The organism is Pseudomonas lundensis (assembly GCF_015377145.2).
GTDB classification, from domain to species: domain Bacteria; phylum Pseudomonadota; class Gammaproteobacteria; order Pseudomonadales; family Pseudomonadaceae; genus Aquipseudomonas; species Aquipseudomonas lundensis.
In genome coordinates this window covers 1932592-1950637 of the sequence record NZ_CP062158.2, presented here as the reverse complement: position 1 = coordinate 1950637, position 18046 = coordinate 1932592, and the positions used below count along the sequence as shown (strand labels likewise).

The window sequence follows — 18046 nt, the reverse complement described above, 5'->3', positions numbered from 1 at the left end:
CAGTTGATAAACATAACCGCAAGGCCTGCCGTGCCCTGGTGGTTACTTCTTCTTTTTCGGGGCGATGACCATGATCAGCTGGCGTCCTTCCATCTTAGGATGCTGTTCGACGGTCCCGTATTCGACGAGGTCAGCTTCAACCCGCTTCAACAGTTCCATACCCAGCTCCTGGTGGGCCATCTCACGACCACGGAATCTTAACGACACCTTGGCCCTGTCCCCATCACTCAGGAAACGTACCAGGTTGCGCAGTTTTACCTGGTAATCCCCTTCCTCCGTCCCTGGACGAAACTTGATTTCTTTAACCTGGATTTGTTTCTGGTTTTTCTTCGCTGCGGCAATCTGCTTCTTCTTTTCGAAGATCGACTTGCCGTAATCCATCAGCTTGCAAACAGGTGGTACTGCATCAGCGGAAATTTCCACCAAATCCAGTTTGGCTTCTTCAGCCTTAAGAAGCGCTTCTTCGATCGGGACAATGCCAAGTTGCTCGCCCTCAGCTCCGATTAACCGAACCTCGCGTGCCGAGATATTCTCGTTGATCGGGGCTTTCGGTGCAGCTCGTTTATCTTGTCTCATTTCACGCTTAATAATAATTACTCCGAATCATGGCGACCACGCCGGGAAACCGCTTGTGCGAGGAATTCAGCGAATTGCGCGACGGGCATCGAGCCCAGGTCAGCACCTTCACGTGTACGCACAGCGACAGTCTGCATCTCGACTTCCCGATCTCCGATAACCAAGAGATAAGGAACCTTGAGCAAAGTATGCTCGCGGATTTTAAAGCCGATCTTTTCATTTCTCAAGTCTGACTTGGCACGAAATCCGCTCTGATTGAGAGTTTTTTCAACTTCAGCAGCAAAATCGGCCTGTTTATCAGTGATATTCATGATCACTGCCTGGGTTGGCGCCAACCACGCAGGGAACGCACCTTCGTAGTGTTCAATCAGAATACCGACGAAACGCTCGAACGATCCAAGGATCGCGCGGTGCAGCATAACCGGATGCTTGCGGCTGTTGTCTTCGGAGACATATTCAGCACCAAGACGAATCGGCAGATTGAAATCGAGCTGCAAGGTACCACACTGCCAGACACGACCCAGACAATCTTTCAAAGAAAACTCAATCTTCGGACCGTAAAAGGCGCCTTCACCCGGCTGCAGATCGTACGCCAGGCCAGCACTGTCAAGCGCCGAGGCCAATGCGCTTTCGGCGCGATCCCACAACTCATCCGAACCCACGCGCTTTTCAGGGCGAGTAGACAGTTTCAGTTCGATATCCTTGAAACCGAAGTCAGCATAGACATCAAGGGTGAGCTTGATGAATGCCGCCGATTCGGCCTGCATCTGCTCTTCAGTGCAAAAGATATGCGCATCGTCTTGAGTGAATGCACGAACCCGCATGATGCCGTGCAGAGCACCCGACGGCTCGTTACGGTGGCAAGCACCGAATTCGGCCAGACGCATTGGCAACTCACGGTAGCTTTTCAAACCCTGATTAAAGACCTGCACGTGGCATGGGCAGTTCATTGGTTTGATCGCGTAATCGCGGTTTTCCGACTCAGTCGTGAACATGTTTTCAGCGTAGTTGGCCCAGTGACCGGACTTTTCCCACAAGCTGCGGTCCACGACCTGAGGTGTCTTGATCTCAAGATACCCGTTCTCACGCTGCACCTTGCGCATGTACTGCTCAAGAACCTGGTAAAGGGTCCAGCCGTTTGGATGCCAGAACACCATCCCGGGCGCTTCTTCCTGAGTATGGAAAAGCCCCAGACGCTTACCGATTTTGCGGTGATCGCGCTTCTCGGCTTCTTCGATGCGCTGAATGTAGGCAGCCAATTGCTTCTTGTCAGCCCACGCAGTGCCGTAAATACGCTGCAACTGCTCATTCTTAGCATCGCCACGCCAGTAGGCGCCCGACAATTTTGTCAGCTTGAACGATTTCAAGAAACGCGTGTTAGGCACGTGAGGACCACGGCACATGTCGACGTATTCTTCATGGAAGTACAGACCCATGGCCTGCTCGTCAGGCATATCTTCAATCAGGCGCAACTTGTAATCTTCGCCGCGCTCGGAAAACAGCTGGATCACTTCGGCACGCGGCGTGACTTTCTTGATGACGTCGTAATCTTTCTCGATCAACTGCTGCATGCGCTGCTCAATAGCAGCCATGTCCTCAGGAGTAAAAGGACGATCGTAGAAAATGTCGTAGTAGAAGCCTTCCTGAATGACAGGACCAATGACCATTTTGGCCGTTGGATACAACTGCTTCACTGCATGGCCAACGAGGTGGGCGCAAGAGTGACGAATGATCTCCAGCCCCTCTTCATCCTTGGGCGTGATGATTTGCAGCGTGGCGTCATTTTCAATCAGGTCACAGGCATCAACCAGCTTGCCGTTGACTTTACCGGCCACAGTGGCTTTCGCCAGACCTGCGCCAATCGAAGCGGCAACTTCGGCGACTGAAACTGCATGATCGAAAGAACGTTGACTGCCGTCGGGAAGAGTAATAGTTGGCATGGCGCCTCCTCTCCTAGTGGTGACCCCTACCAAAGGTCACGTGGGTTGGGATGAGCCAGTACGCGATTCGGTGGTGAGCCTGCCTCACAGTGGCAGGAGCCTTGCGGCCAACCGTTAACCGAACCAGAGTGACTGGAGTTCAAATCAAAAGTGTATGGCTCTGTTTCGCGGGATGCAGAACATCACCACGACAAACCAAGGGCGGCATGCTAACACACATGACGGCATGATGGAGGGCTCAGCTTGAGGCAGCCAAAATACTGCCCGCGTTGCAAAATGGTGAACTTGAGCTGCACTTGGCCCCTCAAATACTGCGTGAATCACATTTAGCCTCACATTCTGTAAGGAACATCATATGTCCATGAAACGTTTTTTGGCTCTCGCAACCCCATTGGCACTGCTTCTGCCACTGAGCGCTCACGCGGGCAATTGGCCTGCAGCCCTTAAAAAAGACTACATGAAGGACTGCGTCGCTGCTGCCAGCCAAAACATCGACAAAAAAAAGGCTGAAGAATATTGCGCATGCGGCGCTGATAAATTGTCTGCCAATTTTTCAACAGCACAGATCAAGCAGTTGATGAGCAAAAAAGTACAACCTAGTGCTGAACTGCGCACACAGGCTCTGGATGCGATCCAGTCATGCCGCGCCACAGCGGCCGCCCCCGCTAAACCCATGAAATAAACATGCTGGAGTTGCGGTTGCCTATGCCTTGACCGAGCACAAAAGGCATGAAAATTGGCCATCCGTATAAAAAAAGCGTAAGAAATAATGCTTTTTTTAAGCGCCACTTTAATGGTCAAAGCCCCATAAGACGGGGCTTTCAGGCTTTCATCGCAGCTCGAACACGCTGACAAAGCATCAAACTGTGACGCAGGGGGGCTCCCAAATCCCACATTTCGACTATGATAGCCAAGTGTGCCCAGTTGGCCTGAGCAGCACAGTACTACTGAAAATATAAGTTTCTTGGAGATACACCATGTCTAATCGCCAAACCGGCACCGTAAAATGGTTCAACGATGAAAAAGGCTTCGGCTTCATCACTCCTCAAGGTGGCGGTGACGACCTGTTCGTACACTTCAAAGCTATCGAAAGCGACGGTTTCAAAAGCCTGAAAGAAGGCCAAACCGTTTCCTTCGTGGCTGAGAAAGGCCAAAAGGGTATGCAAGCTGCACAGGTTCGTCCGGAGTAAATCTCCTTCGAACAAAAAAACCCCGTCCAGGTGACGGGGTTTTTTGTGCCTGCTACAAACGCGAACGGCTTACCCGCAGTTCACGCGTGTAATGACGGCATTGCCATCGGCATTGAGGTTCAGGCGATCGGAGCGGTACTCAAGCGTCATGACATCGTTAGGCCCGAGGATACGGGCGGTCTGCGCACCCGCTTTGACGCGGGCTTGCTCCAGGAGCTGCGCCGACGCTTTTTGGCCGACCGCAAAGGCTGCGGCTTGAGCGTCACAACGCGTGTGTGCGGTGGCGGTGGTCGCAGGTTCCTGGTCAGAACTTGGCGTACTGCACCCAGACAGCGCCAGCACGGCCAGCAATGAACCCAATGACACTAGCTTCCAGGACATGGAGCCTCCTTAACATTAAATAGTCGAGACCTTTGCGACAGCTTTTGCGCAAAGAGGTTGCACAGCGCCAGGCAAGAATTACGCGTGACCGCAGGCGCGTGATTTTGGACGAGAAGCAGTGTATCGCCTTTACTTAATCGTCACGGAATGTGTGCTGCATCAATACACATCGATGTAATCGAACGGGGGATTGGGCCAATTCTCCTTCAAGGCATTGAAGATTTGCATGACCCAAACCTCATCGCTGGCTGCAACGTTACCCACATACCCGGAACCCGCTGCCCAGGTTTCCAGCCTGAACAGCAGCCCGTCAATGTCTGTACCGCCCACCACGCCAGAAGACAGGTACGCGCGCCCGTCTTTGGATACGCGCAACTGCGTGTGCACATCATCACTGGCCGAAGCTAATAGCTGCCTGACAGCCTCCGGCGTCAACCCCTCTGGGTTATTCAAATCGATATGCATCGTAATGCTCACTCCCTCAAATGGTCAGTGTGACACGCCAACGGGCTGTCTGGCGCGCATGGGGGCTGCCACACTGATGGCATCTCAGTGGCATTTTGCTAAGATCCAGCGTTTTAACGCAACGAGTCCAACCATGAGCAACGTCAGTATTGACGCCGACATCAAGGCGAAATGGCAACAGGGACAGTGTTCTTACAGCCCAGGCAGCCCCGAAGAGTTGGCCATTATCGGCATAGACCTGCTGGTAAAAGAACTCGGCACGGAAGCGGCCAAGGCATTTACCGATCAGGTCTTCGAGAAATATGGCCTGCCTGTAAAGGCGACCTGAGGGCACAGCGACTCCCCACTCTCCTTTTGCATCAGTCTCCATGCCGCGCGCTCACTCACTTAACCGCTGAACCCGAGCGACCAAGCTCGTCACGCTGCCGAAGACACTCGATGCGCGAACCGCAACGCGTTAAAACGTAACGCCAGCGATGAGCGCAATATTGCAGTACGGATGGCACTCCCCCGTGCGCACAATCGCCTTTGCGCTCAGGCACAACGTTTTGAATGCATCGTGGGCTAGCAGCCGCCTGCTCCCCAGTAGCCCAAACTCGGTGTGAGCCTCAATGGCAGTGAGCGCAGCGCACGGGTGCAGGAATAACTCATTGGCCAGAATATGGCTTTCGACCTGCATTTCACTCAAGACAATGCGCAAGGTGGTGGCCAGGTCCGGCACCCCCTGGGTCAAGGCCAAATCAATCAGCTCCACCCCTTTGGGCACCGGCAAACCTGCGTCGGCAATCACGACAACGTCGCCATGCCCCAACGAAGCAATCAACCGTGAGAGCTGGATATTGAGCAGTGGCGTCTTTTTCATGACTGTGCAAAGGCTGAAACATCAGCCAGGCCCGGAATTGACGGTTGAGCACCCGGACGCGTAACAGACAAGGCTGCCGCAATTTGTGCAAAACGGATTGCTTGATCTTCGTTTTTACCCTGCGCAAGCGCTGCAGAAAACGCACCGACAAAGGTGTCACCCGCGGCTGTAGCATCGACCGCTTCAACGCTCGGTGCAGCAAAGTGCACGGCCTTCTGCCCGCTGACGAACAGCGCGCCTTTGGCCCCTAGCGTCACAATCACGTTGCGCGCGCCCGCCTCAATCAGCTTGAAAGCAGCGCGCTGTGCAGACGCCAACGAATCAACCACCACGCCACTGAGGGCCTGCGCCTCACTTTCATTGGGGATCAAGTAATCAATCGCCTCAAGCCACTGCGAGGGCAACGGCCCGTTGACCGGCGCCGGGTTGAGGATAACGGTCTTATTGAGCGCCCGACCCCGCTTCAGCGTATGGGCGACAGTGTCATAGGGCACTTCGAGTTGGCAGACGATCACCTCAGCCCCCTGCAACATCGCGTCACAGGACTCGATATCGCCAGGGGTCAGGGCGGCATTGGCGCCCGGGACTACCACGATGGTGTTTTGACTGTGGGCATCCACAACAATCAAGGCAACGCCACTGACACCGCCCGGCACACTGCACACCCCCGAGCACTCAATCTGCTCGTCCAGCAGGCCCGCTCGCAGTTGCGCGCCATAGGCGTCACTGCCAACGCGCCCCAGCATCGCAACGCGCGCGCCCAGCCGTGCAGCGGCCACCGCCTGATTAGCGCCTTTACCGCCATGCACCGTTTGCAGCGCATCCCCAAACAGCGTCTCACCTGGCTGCGGTAACCGCTGCGTGCGCGTCACCAAATCCATATTCAAACTGCCCACCACGACCACATTTGCTTGCATGCTCGACACTCAACCGACGGATTGCTGGAGACGTTGCAGGGCGATAGCCCCGTGCGGCCCGGTGGATTCTCGCAGCACGAGACTGGGAGCGACGATCAACTGCTCGACAGATCGCCCGGGTGTTGCGATGCGCCGTAACAAAACCTGAGCGGCAGTTTCACCCAATTGCAGGATTGACTGCCCGACTGTCGTCAACGCTGGGTACACATACCGACTCATCTGCACATCATCAAAGCCGATCACCGACAGTTGCTCGGGCACTCGAATCTGGCGTTCGGCGGCCGCGCGCAAGACACCGATGCCCATCATGTCGTTGCACGCGAACACGGCCGAAGGCGGATCGGCAGCCAACAACCGGTTAGCGGCCTCATAGCCCCCTGTACAACTGAAATCACTTTCAACCATCCAGTGCGCTTGCGGCGCTATCCCGGCCTCACTCAGGGCACGCAGATAACCCGCCAGCCGCAGCTGCGCCACGCTGGTAATGGCCGGCCCCCCGATGCAAGCAACCGCACGATGGCCCAGATCAAGCAAATGCCGGGTCGCCAGATAGGCCCCCTGCTCATGATCGATTCGTACCAGATCGGCGTCGATGCCCTCCAGGCTTCGGTCAACAATCACCATCGGGGTGCGCACCCCCGTCAAACCGCTGGCCAGCCCCAAATCACCGCCCGCCGAAGCCACCACCAGGCCGTCCACCCGTTTTTCCAGCAGCACCCGCACGTAGTTGCGCTGCTTGTCCGGATCGTCGTCGCAATTGCAGAGGATCACGCAGTAGTTGTTACGCTCACAGTAATCCTCGATGCCCCGTGCCAACTCAGCGAAATAAGGGTTGAGGCTATTAGCCACCAGCAAACCGATGGTCGCCGTGCTCTTGGCTTTGAGAGAGCGCGCCACCGCGCTCGGTACGTAATCCAGGCGCGCAATGGCCTCTTCCACTTTCAACCGCACCGGCTCGCTCACCGGGCGGGTTTTGTTCACGACATGGGACACCGTTGTGTAGGAAATCCCCGCCATTGCCGCAACATCTTTGATCGTTGCCATTGCTTAGTTCCGTCGCCGTGCCCGTTGACTGCGATAAGTATCCAAAATCACTGCCATCACAATGACAGCACCGGTGATGATACGCTTGGTCGGATCTGTCGCGCCGATCTGCGCTAACCCGGCGGCCAATACCGAAATAATCAGCACCCCGAAAAACGTGCTGATCACTGAACCGCGGCCCCCCATCAGACTCGTCCCGCCAATCACCACGGCGGCGATCACTTGCAGCTCCAGACCCGCCCCGGCATTAGGGTCTGCGGCCTCCAGACGCGATATCTGGAACAAGGCCGCCACCCCGGCGAGCAGGCCCATCAGGCTGAATACCAGCACCTTGTAAGGTTTGGGGTTGATGCCCGCCAGACGGACTGCCTCTTCATTGGTGCCGATCCCGATCAGATAGCGTCCGAAAACCGTACGGGTCAATATCACCTGCGCAACCAGAATCACCAGCAACGCAATAATGAAAGACGGTGCGATACCAAAGGCAATCGGATCGGACAACCACGCGAACTCATCGCCAATGTAAGCGGTACGCGACCCGGTCATTTGGTACGCTGCGCCGCGGGCCATTTCAAGCACCCCTAGCGACACGATGAATGAAGGAATGCGCCAGGCAACGGTGATCGAACCCGTAAAGGTACCCACCGCCGCCGCACAGCCCATGCCCAGCAATGCGGCGGGCAATACGCTCCAGCCCCATCCCAGGATCGCGACGCTCACCACCGAAGCCGCCAGCGCCAGCACGGAGCCAACTGACAAATCAATGCCGCCGATGATCAAGACAAACGTCATGCCCACCGCGAGCACCATCAGGTCTGGAATCTGATTGGCCAAGGTGCTCAACGTGTCATAGGAAAAAAAGTGATCACTCAAACTTGAAAAGAGCACGATCATGGCAAGCAACGCGCCAGCCAATCCCACATAGGTGCCCATGCCGTAGAAATTGTGCGCAGCGTTGCGCGGCGAGGAACTGGCGTTCATGCAATGTCCTTGGGCGCCACTGACGCCAGTGGTGCATCGTGTGTGTGATAACCGGCAAACGCAGCCGCCAGCAGTTGTTCCTGACGCCAGCTGTCGCGCTTGAAGGTATCGGTCAGGCGCCCTGCCGACATCACCCCAATGCGGTCACAAATCAGCATCAATTCGCGCAAGTCGCTGGACACCACGACCAATGCCTTGCCCTCTCGGGTCAAGTCGGCAAGCAGGCGATAGATATCGAATTTGGCCCCGATATCAATGCCGCGAGTAGGCTCATCAAACAGCAATACGCCGCAGTCGCGCTCAAGCCAGCGGCCGATCACGACTTTCTGCTGATTGCCACCCGACAGTTGCGAGACGACCTGCTCGGGCCCGCAACAGCGAATGCCCATTGCGTCAATCTGGCGCCGGGCCAGCGCCCGCTCTTGCTCACCCTTGATGAAACCTGCCCGCGACAACTGTTCCATATTGCCCAGGCCGATATTGCTGCTGATGGATTGGCTCATCAGCAAACCTTCGCCCTTGCGGTCCTCGGTAATCAAGGCGATACCGTGCCTGACAGCGTCCATCGGGCTGCGAATCGACACGGTCTTCAGAGGGTTGCCCACGGCGACCGTGCCACTGTCAGCGTGGTCTGCACCATAAATCAGACGCAACAATTCTGTGCGCCCTGCCCCGATCAGGCCGGATATACCGAAAATTTCACCCCGGCGGACCTCAAACGAAACATCCATCACTTTAGTGCCACGGCCTAGCCCTGAAACCCTCAGCACAGGCTCGCCCAGAGGACGCTCGCCCATCGGCAAGTGATCGCCCAGCTCGCGCCCGACCATCAGGTTGACCCATTGCTGGCTGTCATGATTGGCAATGGGTTCGACACACACCAGATGCCCGTCCCGCAGGACCGCAATGCGCCGGGCTACCCGCGCCAGCTCTTCGAGTCGGTGAGAGATGTAAACAATCGCGACGCCCCGCGCCTGTAACCGGGTGATCTGGATAAACAGCAACTCGACCTCGCGGGCCGTGAGCATGGCCGTCGGCTCGTCGAGAATCAGCACCTGGCAGTCGCCAATCAGGTTGCGGGCGATTTCCACCATCTGCTGGTGGCCTACCCCCAACTCGCCTACCAGCGTGTCGGGGTCAATGGCGTCAAGGCCGACTTGCGCCATGGCGTCGATCGCTGCCTGACGCAAGCGCTTGCGATTGATCCACCCGACGCGGGCGGGCAGATGGTCGAGAAACAGATTTTCCGCCACGGTCAGCGTCGGTAACAGATTGAGTTCTTGCATCACCATGCGCACCCCCAACCGCTCGGCCACTGCGCGGCTACCGGGCGCATAAGGCAGACCGTTGTAGTGCATCTGACCGGTGGAAGCGGCTTCCAGCCCGCCGATGATTTTCGACAAAGTGCTTTTGCCGGCCCCGTTTTCACCCGTCAGCGCCAACACCTCGCCGCGATAAAGGGTCAGGTCAATCGCGCTCAAGACGGGTTGCGCATAGGTTTTACCTACGCCGCACACTGAAAGCACCACGTCAGCCTCTGAAGTTGGCATCAAATGTCTCCAGGCACCCGGTCAAACACGCAGGTGCCAAGGGTATGGACGGATCAGGGGGTGGTGATCAGCTCAACCGGCGTCGCGATAACCCCGTCTTTCAGTGCGTCGACCGGCTCGTTCTTGATCAGCTTGAGCGCGGTCTGAATACCGAAAACAGCCTGCTGGGCGGCGGCCTGGTCTGCGGTAGCCAGCACACGGCCGTTCTTCAGCATCGGCTTGATGGCATCGATGTTGTCGTAGCCGACCACCTGCACCTTACCGGCCTTACCGGCGGCACGAATGGCCGATACAGCGCCAATCGCCATGCTGTCGTTGCCCGCCAACAGAGCCTTCACATTGGGGTACTCGCTCAGAATCGCAGCGGCCTGCTTGTTGCCACCTTCAATTTCCCAATTACCGGACTGCACGGACACCACCTTGATGTGCGCCGCTTTCATGGCGTCTTTGAAGCCCGCCGTGCGTTGCTGTGCGTTGGTGGTGGTCGACACGCCTTCAATGATGGCCACCTCGTCGCCGGCGTTCAGCTTGCGCGCCAGGTACTCACCCACTTTGCGCGCGCCAGCCCGGTTATCAGGCCCTACAAACGGGACATCCAGCTGCTTTTTTTTCAGCACTTTCGGGTCGAGCTGGTTATCGATGTTCACCACGACAATCCCGGCATCCCGAGCCTTTTCAATGGCGCGGATCAATGCCTTGGAGTCAGCCGGGGCGATCACCAGACCATCGACTTTGGCAATGATCATCTGGTTGATGATGTCTATCTGCCCCTGAGTATCGGTTTCGTTCTTGATGCCGTTGGAAATCAACTCGAAATCAGCCGGGTGCTGTTTTTGATAGTCCTCGGCCCCCTGGGTCATGGTGACAAAAAACTCATTGGCCAATGACTTCATCACCAGACCGACTTTGGGTGTGGAGGCGTCGGCATGGGCAAGAGGAAGGGAAAACGAGGCCGCTGTGAACAAGGCGACGGCGAGCAAGCGTCCAGCAAAGGGCAGCTTCATGGGAGTACTCCGATCTTATGATTATTGTGAGCGACATCCTGTTTGCGCGGGCTGGCAGCCATTGCAAAAGCGCCCGGTCTGAAGCGCCGAAAGGCACTCATAAAGAACGGGACACCACCGCGCAAACGTTTGCTTGAACCTCACTATGGAAACCCGACTTGTATTTGTCAACGACAAAAAATGGCGCCATTAAACCGACGAACGGACGCCTTTCCGTACGAAAAGTTACAGCCAAATTCGGATAACCGTCTCTTTTTGATTTGATTAAACACTCTAAATTTATTTTTTATCCTTAAAAATCATATAGTTAGGTAAATAATAAACATCCTGAAAAGAATGGCACAAAACATGCCTTTATATGGCCAGCACGCGGCCAGTGGATGGCACGTGCCGTGCTAGGTGTATGTGCATCAGCACTCTCATCATTAAGAGAGAACATAATGAAAAAAGCTGTCTTGAAATCGATTGTTCCGGGCGCATTGGCCCTTCTGCTGGTCATGCCAAGCGTTCAGGCACAAGAAGCCCCTGCCAAACCGAACGTCATTATTCTGGCAACCGGCGGCACCATCGCCGGTGCCGGTGCGAGCGCTGCCAACAGCGCTACCTACACCGCCGCCAAAGTGGGTATCGATCAACTGATCGCCGGTGTACCCGAGTTGAGCCAATTGGCCAACGTGCGTGGCGAACAAGTGATGCAGATCGCCTCTGAAAGCATCACCAACGACAACCTGCTGCAATTGGGCCGCCGCGTTGCCGAGTTGGCCGACAGCAAAGACGTCGACGGTATCGTGATCACCCACGGCACCGACACGCTGGAAGAGACCGCGTACTTCCTGGATCTGGTTGAAAAAACCGACAAGCCAATCGTGGTGGTCGGCTCGATGCGTCCGGGCACAGCCATGTCGGCTGACGGCATGCTGAACCTGTACAACGCCGTCGCCGTTGCAGGCAGCAAGGAGGCACGCGGTAAAGGCGTTCTGGTCACCATGAACGACGAAATCCAGTCGGGCCGCGATGTCAGCAAAATGATGAACATCAAGACCGAAGCGTTCAAAAGCCCTTGGGGCCCACTGGGCATGGTCGTTGAAGGCAAGTCCTACTGGTTCCGTTTGCCTGCCAAGCGTCACACCATGGACTCTGAGTTCGACATCAAAAACATCAAGAGCCTGCCAAACGTAGGCATCGCCTACTCGTACGGCAACGTTGATGACACCGCCTACAAGGCACTGGCTCAATCTGGCGCCAAAGCCATCATCCACGTCGGCACCGGCAACGGCTCGGTTTCATCCCGCGTGGTGCCGACCCTGCAAGCCCTGCGTAAAGACGGCGTACAGATCATCCGTTCTTCCCACGTGAATGCCGGTGGTTTCGTACTGCGTAACGCAGAACAACCTGACGACAAAAACGACTGGGTCGTTGCACACGACCTGAACCCACAAAAAGCCCGCATTCTGGCCATGGTCGCCCTGACCAAAACCCAGGACAGCAAAGAGCTGCAGCGGATTTTCTGGGAATACTGAGTCAAGCGGACGCCCTGGCGTCTGAGCATTAAAAAAGCCAACTGACACGTTCATGTCAGTTGGCTTTTTTGTGAGTGCGCGATTCAGTGCGTTGCCACGGCATCCATCTTCTGGCGCAGGCTCAGCGGGCGCATGTCCGTCCACACCTCCTCGATGTAGGCCAGGCATTCGGGCTTCAAGCCGCTTTTGCCCACCGCACGCCAGCCGTTCGGAATGGCTTTGTAATCAGGCCAGATCGAGTACTGGTCTTCGTGGTTCACCACCACCTGAAAAAGAATATCGTCGCGGTCAAATACTGAACTCATGTGCGGGTCTCCATCGCATTAAGCCGCTGCGCCAACACGCGCAGCCGGGGTCATAGAACAAACGAGCGATCAACGCCGGGAATTAGAGCCGGGCGATGGCCGCCGCCAGGGCATTGCCGAACATGGCCGCCACGTGATCGATCTCGGCGCCGGTGATGATCAGCGGTGGCAGGAACCGCACCACACTGCCGTGCCGCCCCCCCAGTTCCAGAATCAATCCGCGCTTGAGGCATTCGCGCTGTACCAACGGCGCCAGTCGGCCAAAGGCTGGTGGGTGGCCCAGCGCGTCAGGCAGGCCAGACGGGTCAACCAATTCCACGCCCAGCATCAGCCCGCGCCCCCGGATATCACCCAATTGCGGGAAGTCGCGCTGCAGGATGTGCAAGTGCTCACTCAAGCGCTCACCCATGGCTGCCGCGTGCGCCGCAACATTGTGCTCCTTGAGGTAGCGCATCACGGCACTGCCCGCGGCCATAGCCATCTGATTACCGCGGAAAGTACCGGCATGGGCACCGGGCAGCCACGTGTCGAGCCACTCGCGATAGACCACCACCGCCAACGGCAAACTGCCACCAATGGCTTTGGACAGCACCACCACATCAGGCACGATGCCCGCGTGTTCAAAGGCGAACATCTTGCCGGTGCGGGCGAAACCGCTCTGGATTTCATCAACGATCAACGCCACCCCGGCCTGCTCCGTGAGGCGCCGCAGCCCTCGCAGCCAGTCCAGGTCCGCCGGGATCACACCGCCTTCGCCCTGCACCACCTCAACGATCACGGCGGCAGGTAATTGCACGCCGGCTTCCGGATCACTGAACAGCGTGTGCAGGTAATGCAAGTTGGCCTTCACCCCTTGCTCCCCGCCGAGGCCAAACGGGCAACGGTAATCGTACGGGTACGGCATAAATTGCACCCCATTGCCCAGCAAGGCGGCCATGGGTTTTTTCGGGCCAAGACTTCCCATCAGGCTCAACGCCCCTTGGCTCATGCCGTGATAACCGCCCTGGAACGAAATCACTGTGTTGCGCCCAGTGGCCGTGCGCACCAGCTTCAACGCCGCTTCTACCGCGTCGGTGCCGGTGGGGCCACAAAACTGGATTTTCGCTTCTTGGGCCAAGGCGTCTGGCAACAGGCCAAACAGGTCCTGCACAAACTGATCCTTGACCGGCGTGGTCAGGTCCAGCGTATGCAAAGGCAAACCGTCGTCCAGCACCTTGCGGATCGCCTCAATCACCACCGGATGGTTATGCCCGAGCGCCAAGGTGCCCGCGCCTGCCAGGCAGTCGATAAAGCGCCGGCCTTCCACGTCTTCGACGTACAGCCCCTTGGCGCGTTTCAACGCCAGCGGAATGCGCCGCGGGTAACTGCGCGCGTTGGATTCTTGGCGGCTCTGACGGGCCAACAAGGGAGATTCTTCAAATTCATACAGCGTTTCGGTCGTACAGACCCGACCCGGCTGATCGTCGACAAGACTGGTAGCGACTGACATTTCTGGGACCCTCAATGCGCTGATGAGATTGACCAAAACCGCAGACCTGCGAGGACTTTCGATGCACGAAAGAGCGCTGCAGGTTTTCCTGCTTTGGAAACGCATTGGCGGGGCCCGGATTTAGAGGCGAATCACACAATCCACGCGCCACGGATCGCCAGAACGACAAAGGGGATGGCACCTTGCAGGCCATCCCCTTGTAATACATCACGTCAATACACGCTTTATTGCAGTCCTTTGGCCGCCTGCAGCTTGTTGCGCACAATGGACCGGTAGGCCAGTCCCAACAGCAGGAACCAGCCCGGCACCACGTACAACGCCTGCCGCGTGTCGTCCTCCAGCGCCAGCAACACCAGAATGAAGGCAAAGAACGCCAGACACACCCAGACCATCACTTTGCCGCCCGGCATCTTGTAACGCGATGCCTGATGCAAGTGCGCGCGCTGCTTGCGGTAGGCCAGGTAGGACAACAGAATCATCGACCAGACAAACATGAACAGGGTCGCAGACACCGTGGTAATCAGGGTGAAGGCGTGCATCAGGTTGGGGATCAGGTAAATCACCAGCGCCCCGGCCAGCAGGCAAATGCACGAGAAGATCAGCCCGTTGGAAGGCACGGCGCGCTGCGACAGGTGCTTGAATGTCTGCGGCGCATCCCCTTCCAGCGCCAGGCCGTAGAGCATGCGACTGGTAGAGAAAACGCCGCTGTTGGCCGATGAAGCGGCCGAGGTCAGCACCACGAAGTTGATGATGCCTGCCGCCGCCGGAAGCCCCGCCAGCATGAACAACTCAACAAAAGGGCTTTTGTCCGCGACCACGTCGCGCCATGGCGTGACGGCCAGAATCGCCATCAGCGCGAACACGTAGAACATGATGATGCGCAGCGGAATCGAGTTGATCGCGCGGGGCAAATTACGCTCCGGGTCTTTGGTCTCGGCGGCGGTGGTGCCAGCCAGCTCGATCCCGACAAAGGCAAATACAGCGATCTGGAACCCGGCAAAAAAGCCCATCAGCCCATGGGGGAACATCCCGCCGTCATTCCACAGGTTGCTCAGCGTTGCAGCGTGCCCCGCGGGGGACTGATAGGCCGTGACCACCATGTACAACCCGGTGCAAACCAACGCACAAATGGCGACGATCTTGATCATGGCAAACCAGAACTCCAGCTCACCGAACATCTTCACGGTGATCAGGTTCAGCGACAGCAACAGCGCCACGCACCCGACCGCCGGCATCCATAAGGGGACGTCCGGAAACCAGAACTGCGTGTACCCGGAAATCGCGATCACATCCGCAATCCCGGTGACGATCCAGCAAAACCAGTAGGTCCAGCCCATGAAGTAACCGGCCATCGGCCCCAGCAAGTCGGCCGAGAAATCAATGAACGACTTGTACTTGAGGTTGGATAACAGCAACTCACCCATGGCGCGCATGACAAAAAACAGCATGAAGCCAATGATCATGTACACAAAAATGATCGAGGGGCCCGCCAGGCTGATGGTCTTGCCCGAGCCCATGAACAGGCCGGTGCCGATGGCGCCGCCAATGGCAATCAGTTGAATGTGACGGTTGGACAAACTGCGCTGGAGTTCGTGAGGTTCACCGACAGGCGGCTGATCAAACGCTGAATCCTTCAATGTTCTTTTACCTTGCAAGTGGATTTTTCTTATCGGTGGAGTTGACTTAACCCCCTTATAAATCGAGGGGTACTTTAAAGGCGACGCGCACGCAAAACACTGAGCTGCATCAGTGCTTGCCGGACTGTCCTACAGACAGGAAGGATCATGAAAAAGCGGCCTTATTGGCCGCTCTCAGCTTGCAAGGGCATGCGCAGCTCAACCCGCAACCCGTCGGGCTGACTGTCAAAGCTCAACCCACCGGCGCAGCGCTCGACAATGGCCTGCACAATGGCCAGCCCCAACCCGCAGCCGTTGCTGTTGTCGTTGCGCCAAAAACGCTGGGTCATGTGCTGCAAGGTGTCAGGCGCGATGCCGGGGCCGTGATCGCGGACGACAAAATACACATCTGCGGCCACGACGCGAAGTGTCAATTCGACGCGGGTATCGGCCGATGTATGGCGCAAGGCGTTTTCCAGCAAGTTGCGCAAGGCCGCAATGGCCAGTACGGACGGGACTTTCAGCGGGGTGTCGGGCAGATTCGCCGGCACATTCAGCACAATGCGATCCGCCGCCCCGCTGGCGGCATCATGAATGGCCAGGCGCGCCACCTGCTCGGGCGAGCACTGCACACCATCGTCAAACGACAAACTGCCTTCGACTCGGGCCAGCAGCAACAATTGCTCAAGCGTGCGGTGCAAGCGGTCGGCACCGGCTTCAGCGTGAGCCAGCGATTGCTCGCGGGCCGCGCCCTCCGTCATGCGCGCCACTTGCAGGTGAGTCTTGATGGCCGTCAGCGGGCTGCGCAGCTCGTGGGCAGCATCGCCGGTCAAGCGCCGCTCGCGCTCAATGGCCTTGGCGATACGGGCCAGTAACTGGTTCTGTGAATCGAGCAACGGTTGCAATTCGCTGGGCAGCGGGCTGATCTGCAAAGGCTGCAACGAATCGGCATCGCGGCGCATCAGGGCGTCGCGCATGCGTTTGAGCGGCGCCAAACCCTGCCCGATGCCCAGCCAGAGCAACAATAAACAACCCACCAGCGCCATGCCCACCGGCACCGAAGCCGCCAGCAGCACCGACAGGTTCAACGCTTCCCGCTCCACCTGACGGTCGGCCGTGGTGATGCGCAGGTCGCCACGGTCCAGGGTGAAGGTGCGCCAGGCGGCACCGTCAATGATCTGATCGCGAAAGCCGGTGGATTCAGACTGCATGGGCTGATCCGGGTTGTTATGGCTGCGTGCCAGAATTTCGCCCCGCAGCGAACTGACCTGGCAGGCCATCCCACCGGGGATGGTCAGTTGTTCCGCGCTGAAATGGGTGCCCTCGCCTTTTACCGGCAATTGCGGCAATTGCTCCAACAGCCCGGCGACCATCCGCGCAGAGGCCACCAGCCGCTGGTCGAGGGAAAACATCATCTGCTGGCGCAGGTCACTGAGCATCCAGGCCGCCGCCAGCATCCAGATCACAATGAACGCCGAACCGATGGTCAGGCTCAACCGCAGACGCAGGCTCATCATGCCTCGGGCTCGTTGCCATCCGCCGGGCCCAGGCGATAGCCCAGGCCGCGCACGGTTTCAACGATGCCATTGCCCAGTTTGCGGCGCAGGTGGTGGATATGAACGTTCAAGGCGTTGCTCTCCAGTTCGTCACTGAAACCGTAAATGCTGTCCTTGAGCTGCTCGGTCGACAGCACCCGGCCCCGGTTATGCAGCAGGGCCTGCAACAAGGCCTGCTCGCGGCGGGACAGGTCCACGGGCTTGCCCCCCAACAATGTGGCGCGGCTGCTGGGGTCGTAAGTCAGGCGCCCGTGCTCGATAAGGTTGACGCTGCGGCCCGCCACTCGGCGCAACAGCGTGTGCAGGCGCGCTGCCAGCTCGCGCAGGTCAAACGGCTTGAGCAGGTAGTCATCGGCGCCCGCTTGCAGGCCGTCCACGCGGTCGGTCACTGCATCCCGCGCAGTCAAAACCAGTACCGGCAGATCAAAGCCCTGCTGGCGCAGTTGCTGCAACAGCTTGAGCCCGTCTTCATCCGGTAACCCGAGGTCCAGCACCATGGCATCGAACGTGGCGGCCTTGAGCATCGCGCGCGCTTTACCAGCGGTGTTGACGTGCTCCACCGTCATGCCCTGGGCCGTCAGCCCGGCCACAATTCCGCTGGCAATCAGTTCATCGTCTTCGCAAACCAATACGTGCATGCAGATACCCGC

The 18046-nt window shown here is 57.6% G+C and carries 19 protein-coding genes; 4 read left to right on the top strand and 15 right to left on the bottom strand.

Annotated elements, in window-relative coordinates; all coding sequences use genetic code 11:
* Positions 1-42: 42 nt before the first annotated feature.
* Together infC and thrS are read right to left on the bottom strand one after the other, a co-directional pair.
* A complete protein-coding gene (gene infC / locus IF654_RS09220; protein ID WP_169835808.1) occupies positions 43-594 on the bottom strand; it encodes a translation initiation factor IF-3 in 552 nt (183 codons plus the stop codon).
* Positions 594-2516 (bottom strand): threonine--tRNA ligase, encoded by a 1923-nt coding sequence (gene thrS, locus IF654_RS09215; protein WP_047275146.1) that lies wholly within the window; start codon positions 2514-2516, stop codon positions 594-596. The genes infC and thrS overlap by 1 nt, the downstream gene beginning before the upstream one ends.
* Before the next feature lie 355 nt (positions 2517-2871).
* On the opposite strand from thrS, the gene IF654_RS09210 reads away from it, so the two are divergent.
* Together IF654_RS09210 and IF654_RS09205 are read left to right on the top strand one after the other, a co-directional pair.
* On the top strand, positions 2872-3198 hold the full coding sequence (locus IF654_RS09210) for a hypothetical protein (RefSeq protein WP_047275148.1): 327 nt from the start codon (positions 2872-2874) through the stop codon (positions 3196-3198).
* A 295-nt stretch (positions 3199-3493) separates the two neighbouring features.
* Positions 3494-3706: a cold-shock protein gene (locus IF654_RS09205; RefSeq protein ID WP_003179963.1), complete on the top strand. Its 213-nt coding sequence runs from the start codon at positions 3494-3496 to the stop codon at positions 3704-3706.
* 69 nt (positions 3707-3775) lie between these two features.
* Here IF654_RS09205 and IF654_RS09200 read toward each other — a convergent pair whose 3' ends face one another.
* Positions 3776-4087, bottom strand: a complete 312-nt coding sequence (locus tag IF654_RS09200; RefSeq protein ID WP_047275153.1) for an I78 family peptidase inhibitor — start codon at positions 4085-4087, stop codon at positions 3776-3778.
* Between the two features lie 159 nt (positions 4088-4246).
* The gene (locus IF654_RS09195; RefSeq protein WP_047275155.1) at positions 4247-4552 is read right to left on the bottom strand and encodes a hypothetical protein; all 306 of its coding nucleotides are present in this window, start codon (positions 4550-4552) and stop codon (positions 4247-4249) included.
* A 133-nt stretch (positions 4553-4685) separates the two neighbouring features.
* On the opposite strand from IF654_RS09195, the gene IF654_RS09190 reads away from it, so the two are divergent.
* Positions 4686-4880 (top strand): hypothetical protein, encoded by a 195-nt coding sequence (locus IF654_RS09190; RefSeq protein ID WP_047275157.1) that lies wholly within the window; start codon positions 4686-4688, stop codon positions 4878-4880.
* 129 nt (positions 4881-5009) lie between these two features.
* Here the strand turns inward: IF654_RS09190 and rbsD are convergent, their stop codons facing one another.
* Genes rbsD through IF654_RS09160 form a run of 6 tightly spaced genes read right to left on the bottom strand, consistent with a single transcriptional unit; the run spans position 5010 to position 10910 of the window.
* Positions 5010-5414 (bottom strand): D-ribose pyranase, encoded by a 405-nt coding sequence (rbsD, locus tag IF654_RS09185; RefSeq protein ID WP_047275158.1) that lies wholly within the window; start codon positions 5412-5414, stop codon positions 5010-5012.
* A complete protein-coding gene (gene rbsK / locus IF654_RS09180; RefSeq protein WP_047275160.1) occupies positions 5411-6331 on the bottom strand; it encodes a ribokinase in 921 nt (306 codons plus the stop codon). Before rbsK ends, rbsD begins: the two co-directional genes overlap by 4 nt.
* 9 nt (positions 6332-6340) lie before the next feature.
* On the bottom strand, positions 6341-7375 hold the full coding sequence (locus IF654_RS09175) for a LacI family DNA-binding transcriptional regulator (protein WP_047275162.1): 1035 nt from the start codon (positions 7373-7375) through the stop codon (positions 6341-6343).
* A 3-nt stretch (positions 7376-7378) separates the two neighbouring features.
* Entirely contained in the window at positions 7379-8356 is a 978-nt protein-coding gene (locus IF654_RS09170) for an ABC transporter permease (protein ID WP_047275164.1), read from the bottom strand.
* The gene (locus IF654_RS09165; protein WP_194862564.1) at positions 8353-9906 is read right to left on the bottom strand and encodes a sugar ABC transporter ATP-binding protein; all 1554 of its coding nucleotides are present in this window, start codon (positions 9904-9906) and stop codon (positions 8353-8355) included. Before IF654_RS09165 ends, IF654_RS09170 begins: the two co-directional genes overlap by 4 nt.
* Before the next feature lie 53 nt (positions 9907-9959).
* Complete coding sequence (locus tag IF654_RS09160) at positions 9960-10910, bottom strand: sugar ABC transporter substrate-binding protein (RefSeq protein WP_047275168.1); 951 nt, start codon at positions 10908-10910, stop codon at positions 9960-9962.
* Positions 10911-11350: 440 nt separating this feature from the next.
* Between IF654_RS09160 and IF654_RS09155 the strand changes: the two genes are divergently transcribed.
* A complete protein-coding gene (locus IF654_RS09155) occupies positions 11351-12430 on the top strand; it encodes an asparaginase (RefSeq protein ID WP_047275170.1) in 1080 nt (359 codons plus the stop codon).
* Between the two features lie 83 nt (positions 12431-12513).
* Here the strand turns inward: IF654_RS09155 and IF654_RS09150 are convergent, their stop codons facing one another.
* The 5 genes from IF654_RS09150 to IF654_RS09130 all read right to left on the bottom strand — a co-directional run bounded on the left by IF654_RS09150 (position 12514) and on the right by IF654_RS09130 (position 18034).
* A complete protein-coding gene (locus tag IF654_RS09150; protein WP_047275172.1) occupies positions 12514-12735 on the bottom strand; it encodes an MbtH family protein in 222 nt (73 codons plus the stop codon).
* An 82-nt stretch (positions 12736-12817) separates the two neighbouring features.
* Complete coding sequence (locus IF654_RS09145; protein ID WP_047275174.1) at positions 12818-14224, bottom strand: aspartate aminotransferase family protein; 1407 nt, start codon at positions 14222-14224, stop codon at positions 12818-12820.
* A 224-nt stretch (positions 14225-14448) separates the two neighbouring features.
* Complete coding sequence (gene cycA / locus IF654_RS09140) at positions 14449-15861, bottom strand: D-serine/D-alanine/glycine transporter (RefSeq protein WP_047277630.1); 1413 nt, start codon at positions 15859-15861, stop codon at positions 14449-14451.
* 161 nt (positions 15862-16022) lie between these two features.
* A complete protein-coding gene (locus IF654_RS09135; protein WP_047282548.1) occupies positions 16023-17357 on the bottom strand; it encodes an ATP-binding protein in 1335 nt (444 codons plus the stop codon).
* Positions 17354-18034 (bottom strand): response regulator, encoded by a 681-nt coding sequence (locus IF654_RS09130; protein ID WP_047275179.1) that lies wholly within the window; start codon positions 18032-18034, stop codon positions 17354-17356. The genes IF654_RS09135 and IF654_RS09130 overlap by 4 nt, the downstream gene beginning before the upstream one ends.
* Between the last annotated feature and the right edge of the window lie 12 nt (positions 18035-18046).

Coding starts and splice junctions, on each gene's coding strand:
- thrS (WP_047275146.1), bottom strand. CDS start 2,516: ATGCCAACTATTACTCTTCCCGACGGCAGTCAACGTTCTTTCGATCAT.
- IF654_RS09210 (WP_047275148.1), top strand. CDS start 2,872: ATGTCCATGAAACGTTTTTTGGCTCTCGCAACCCCATTGGCACTGCTT.
- IF654_RS09205 (WP_003179963.1), top strand. CDS start 3,494: ATGTCTAATCGCCAAACCGGCACCGTAAAATGGTTCAACGATGAAAAA.
- IF654_RS09200 (WP_047275153.1), bottom strand. CDS start 4,087: ATGTCCTGGAAGCTAGTGTCATTGGGTTCATTGCTGGCCGTGCTGGCG.
- IF654_RS09195 (WP_047275155.1), bottom strand. CDS start 4,552: ATGCATATCGATTTGAATAACCCAGAGGGGTTGACGCCGGAGGCTGTC.
- IF654_RS09190 (WP_047275157.1), top strand. CDS start 4,686: ATGAGCAACGTCAGTATTGACGCCGACATCAAGGCGAAATGGCAACAG.
- rbsD (WP_047275158.1), bottom strand. CDS start 5,414: ATGAAAAAGACGCCACTGCTCAATATCCAGCTCTCACGGTTGATTGCT.
- rbsK (WP_047275160.1), bottom strand. CDS start 6,331: ATGCAAGCAAATGTGGTCGTGGTGGGCAGTTTGAATATGGATTTGGTG.
- IF654_RS09175 (WP_047275162.1), bottom strand. CDS start 7,375: ATGGCAACGATCAAAGATGTTGCGGCAATGGCGGGGATTTCCTACACA.
- IF654_RS09170 (WP_047275164.1), bottom strand. CDS start 8,356: ATGAACGCCAGTTCCTCGCCGCGCAACGCTGCGCACAATTTCTACGGC.
- IF654_RS09165 (WP_194862564.1), bottom strand. CDS start 9,906: ATGCCAACTTCAGAGGCTGACGTGGTGCTTTCAGTGTGCGGCGTAGGT.
- IF654_RS09160 (WP_047275168.1), bottom strand. CDS start 10,910: ATGAAGCTGCCCTTTGCTGGACGCTTGCTCGCCGTCGCCTTGTTCACA.
- IF654_RS09155 (WP_047275170.1), top strand. CDS start 11,351: ATGAAAAAAGCTGTCTTGAAATCGATTGTTCCGGGCGCATTGGCCCTT.
- IF654_RS09150 (WP_047275172.1), bottom strand. CDS start 12,735: ATGAGTTCAGTATTTGACCGCGACGATATTCTTTTTCAGGTGGTGGTG.
- IF654_RS09145 (WP_047275174.1), bottom strand. CDS start 14,224: ATGTCAGTCGCTACCAGTCTTGTCGACGATCAGCCGGGTCGGGTCTGT.
- IF654_RS09135 (WP_047282548.1), bottom strand. CDS start 17,357: ATGATGAGCCTGCGTCTGCGGTTGAGCCTGACCATCGGTTCGGCGTTC.
- IF654_RS09130 (WP_047275179.1), bottom strand. CDS start 18,034: ATGCACGTATTGGTTTGCGAAGACGATGAACTGATTGCCAGCGGAATT.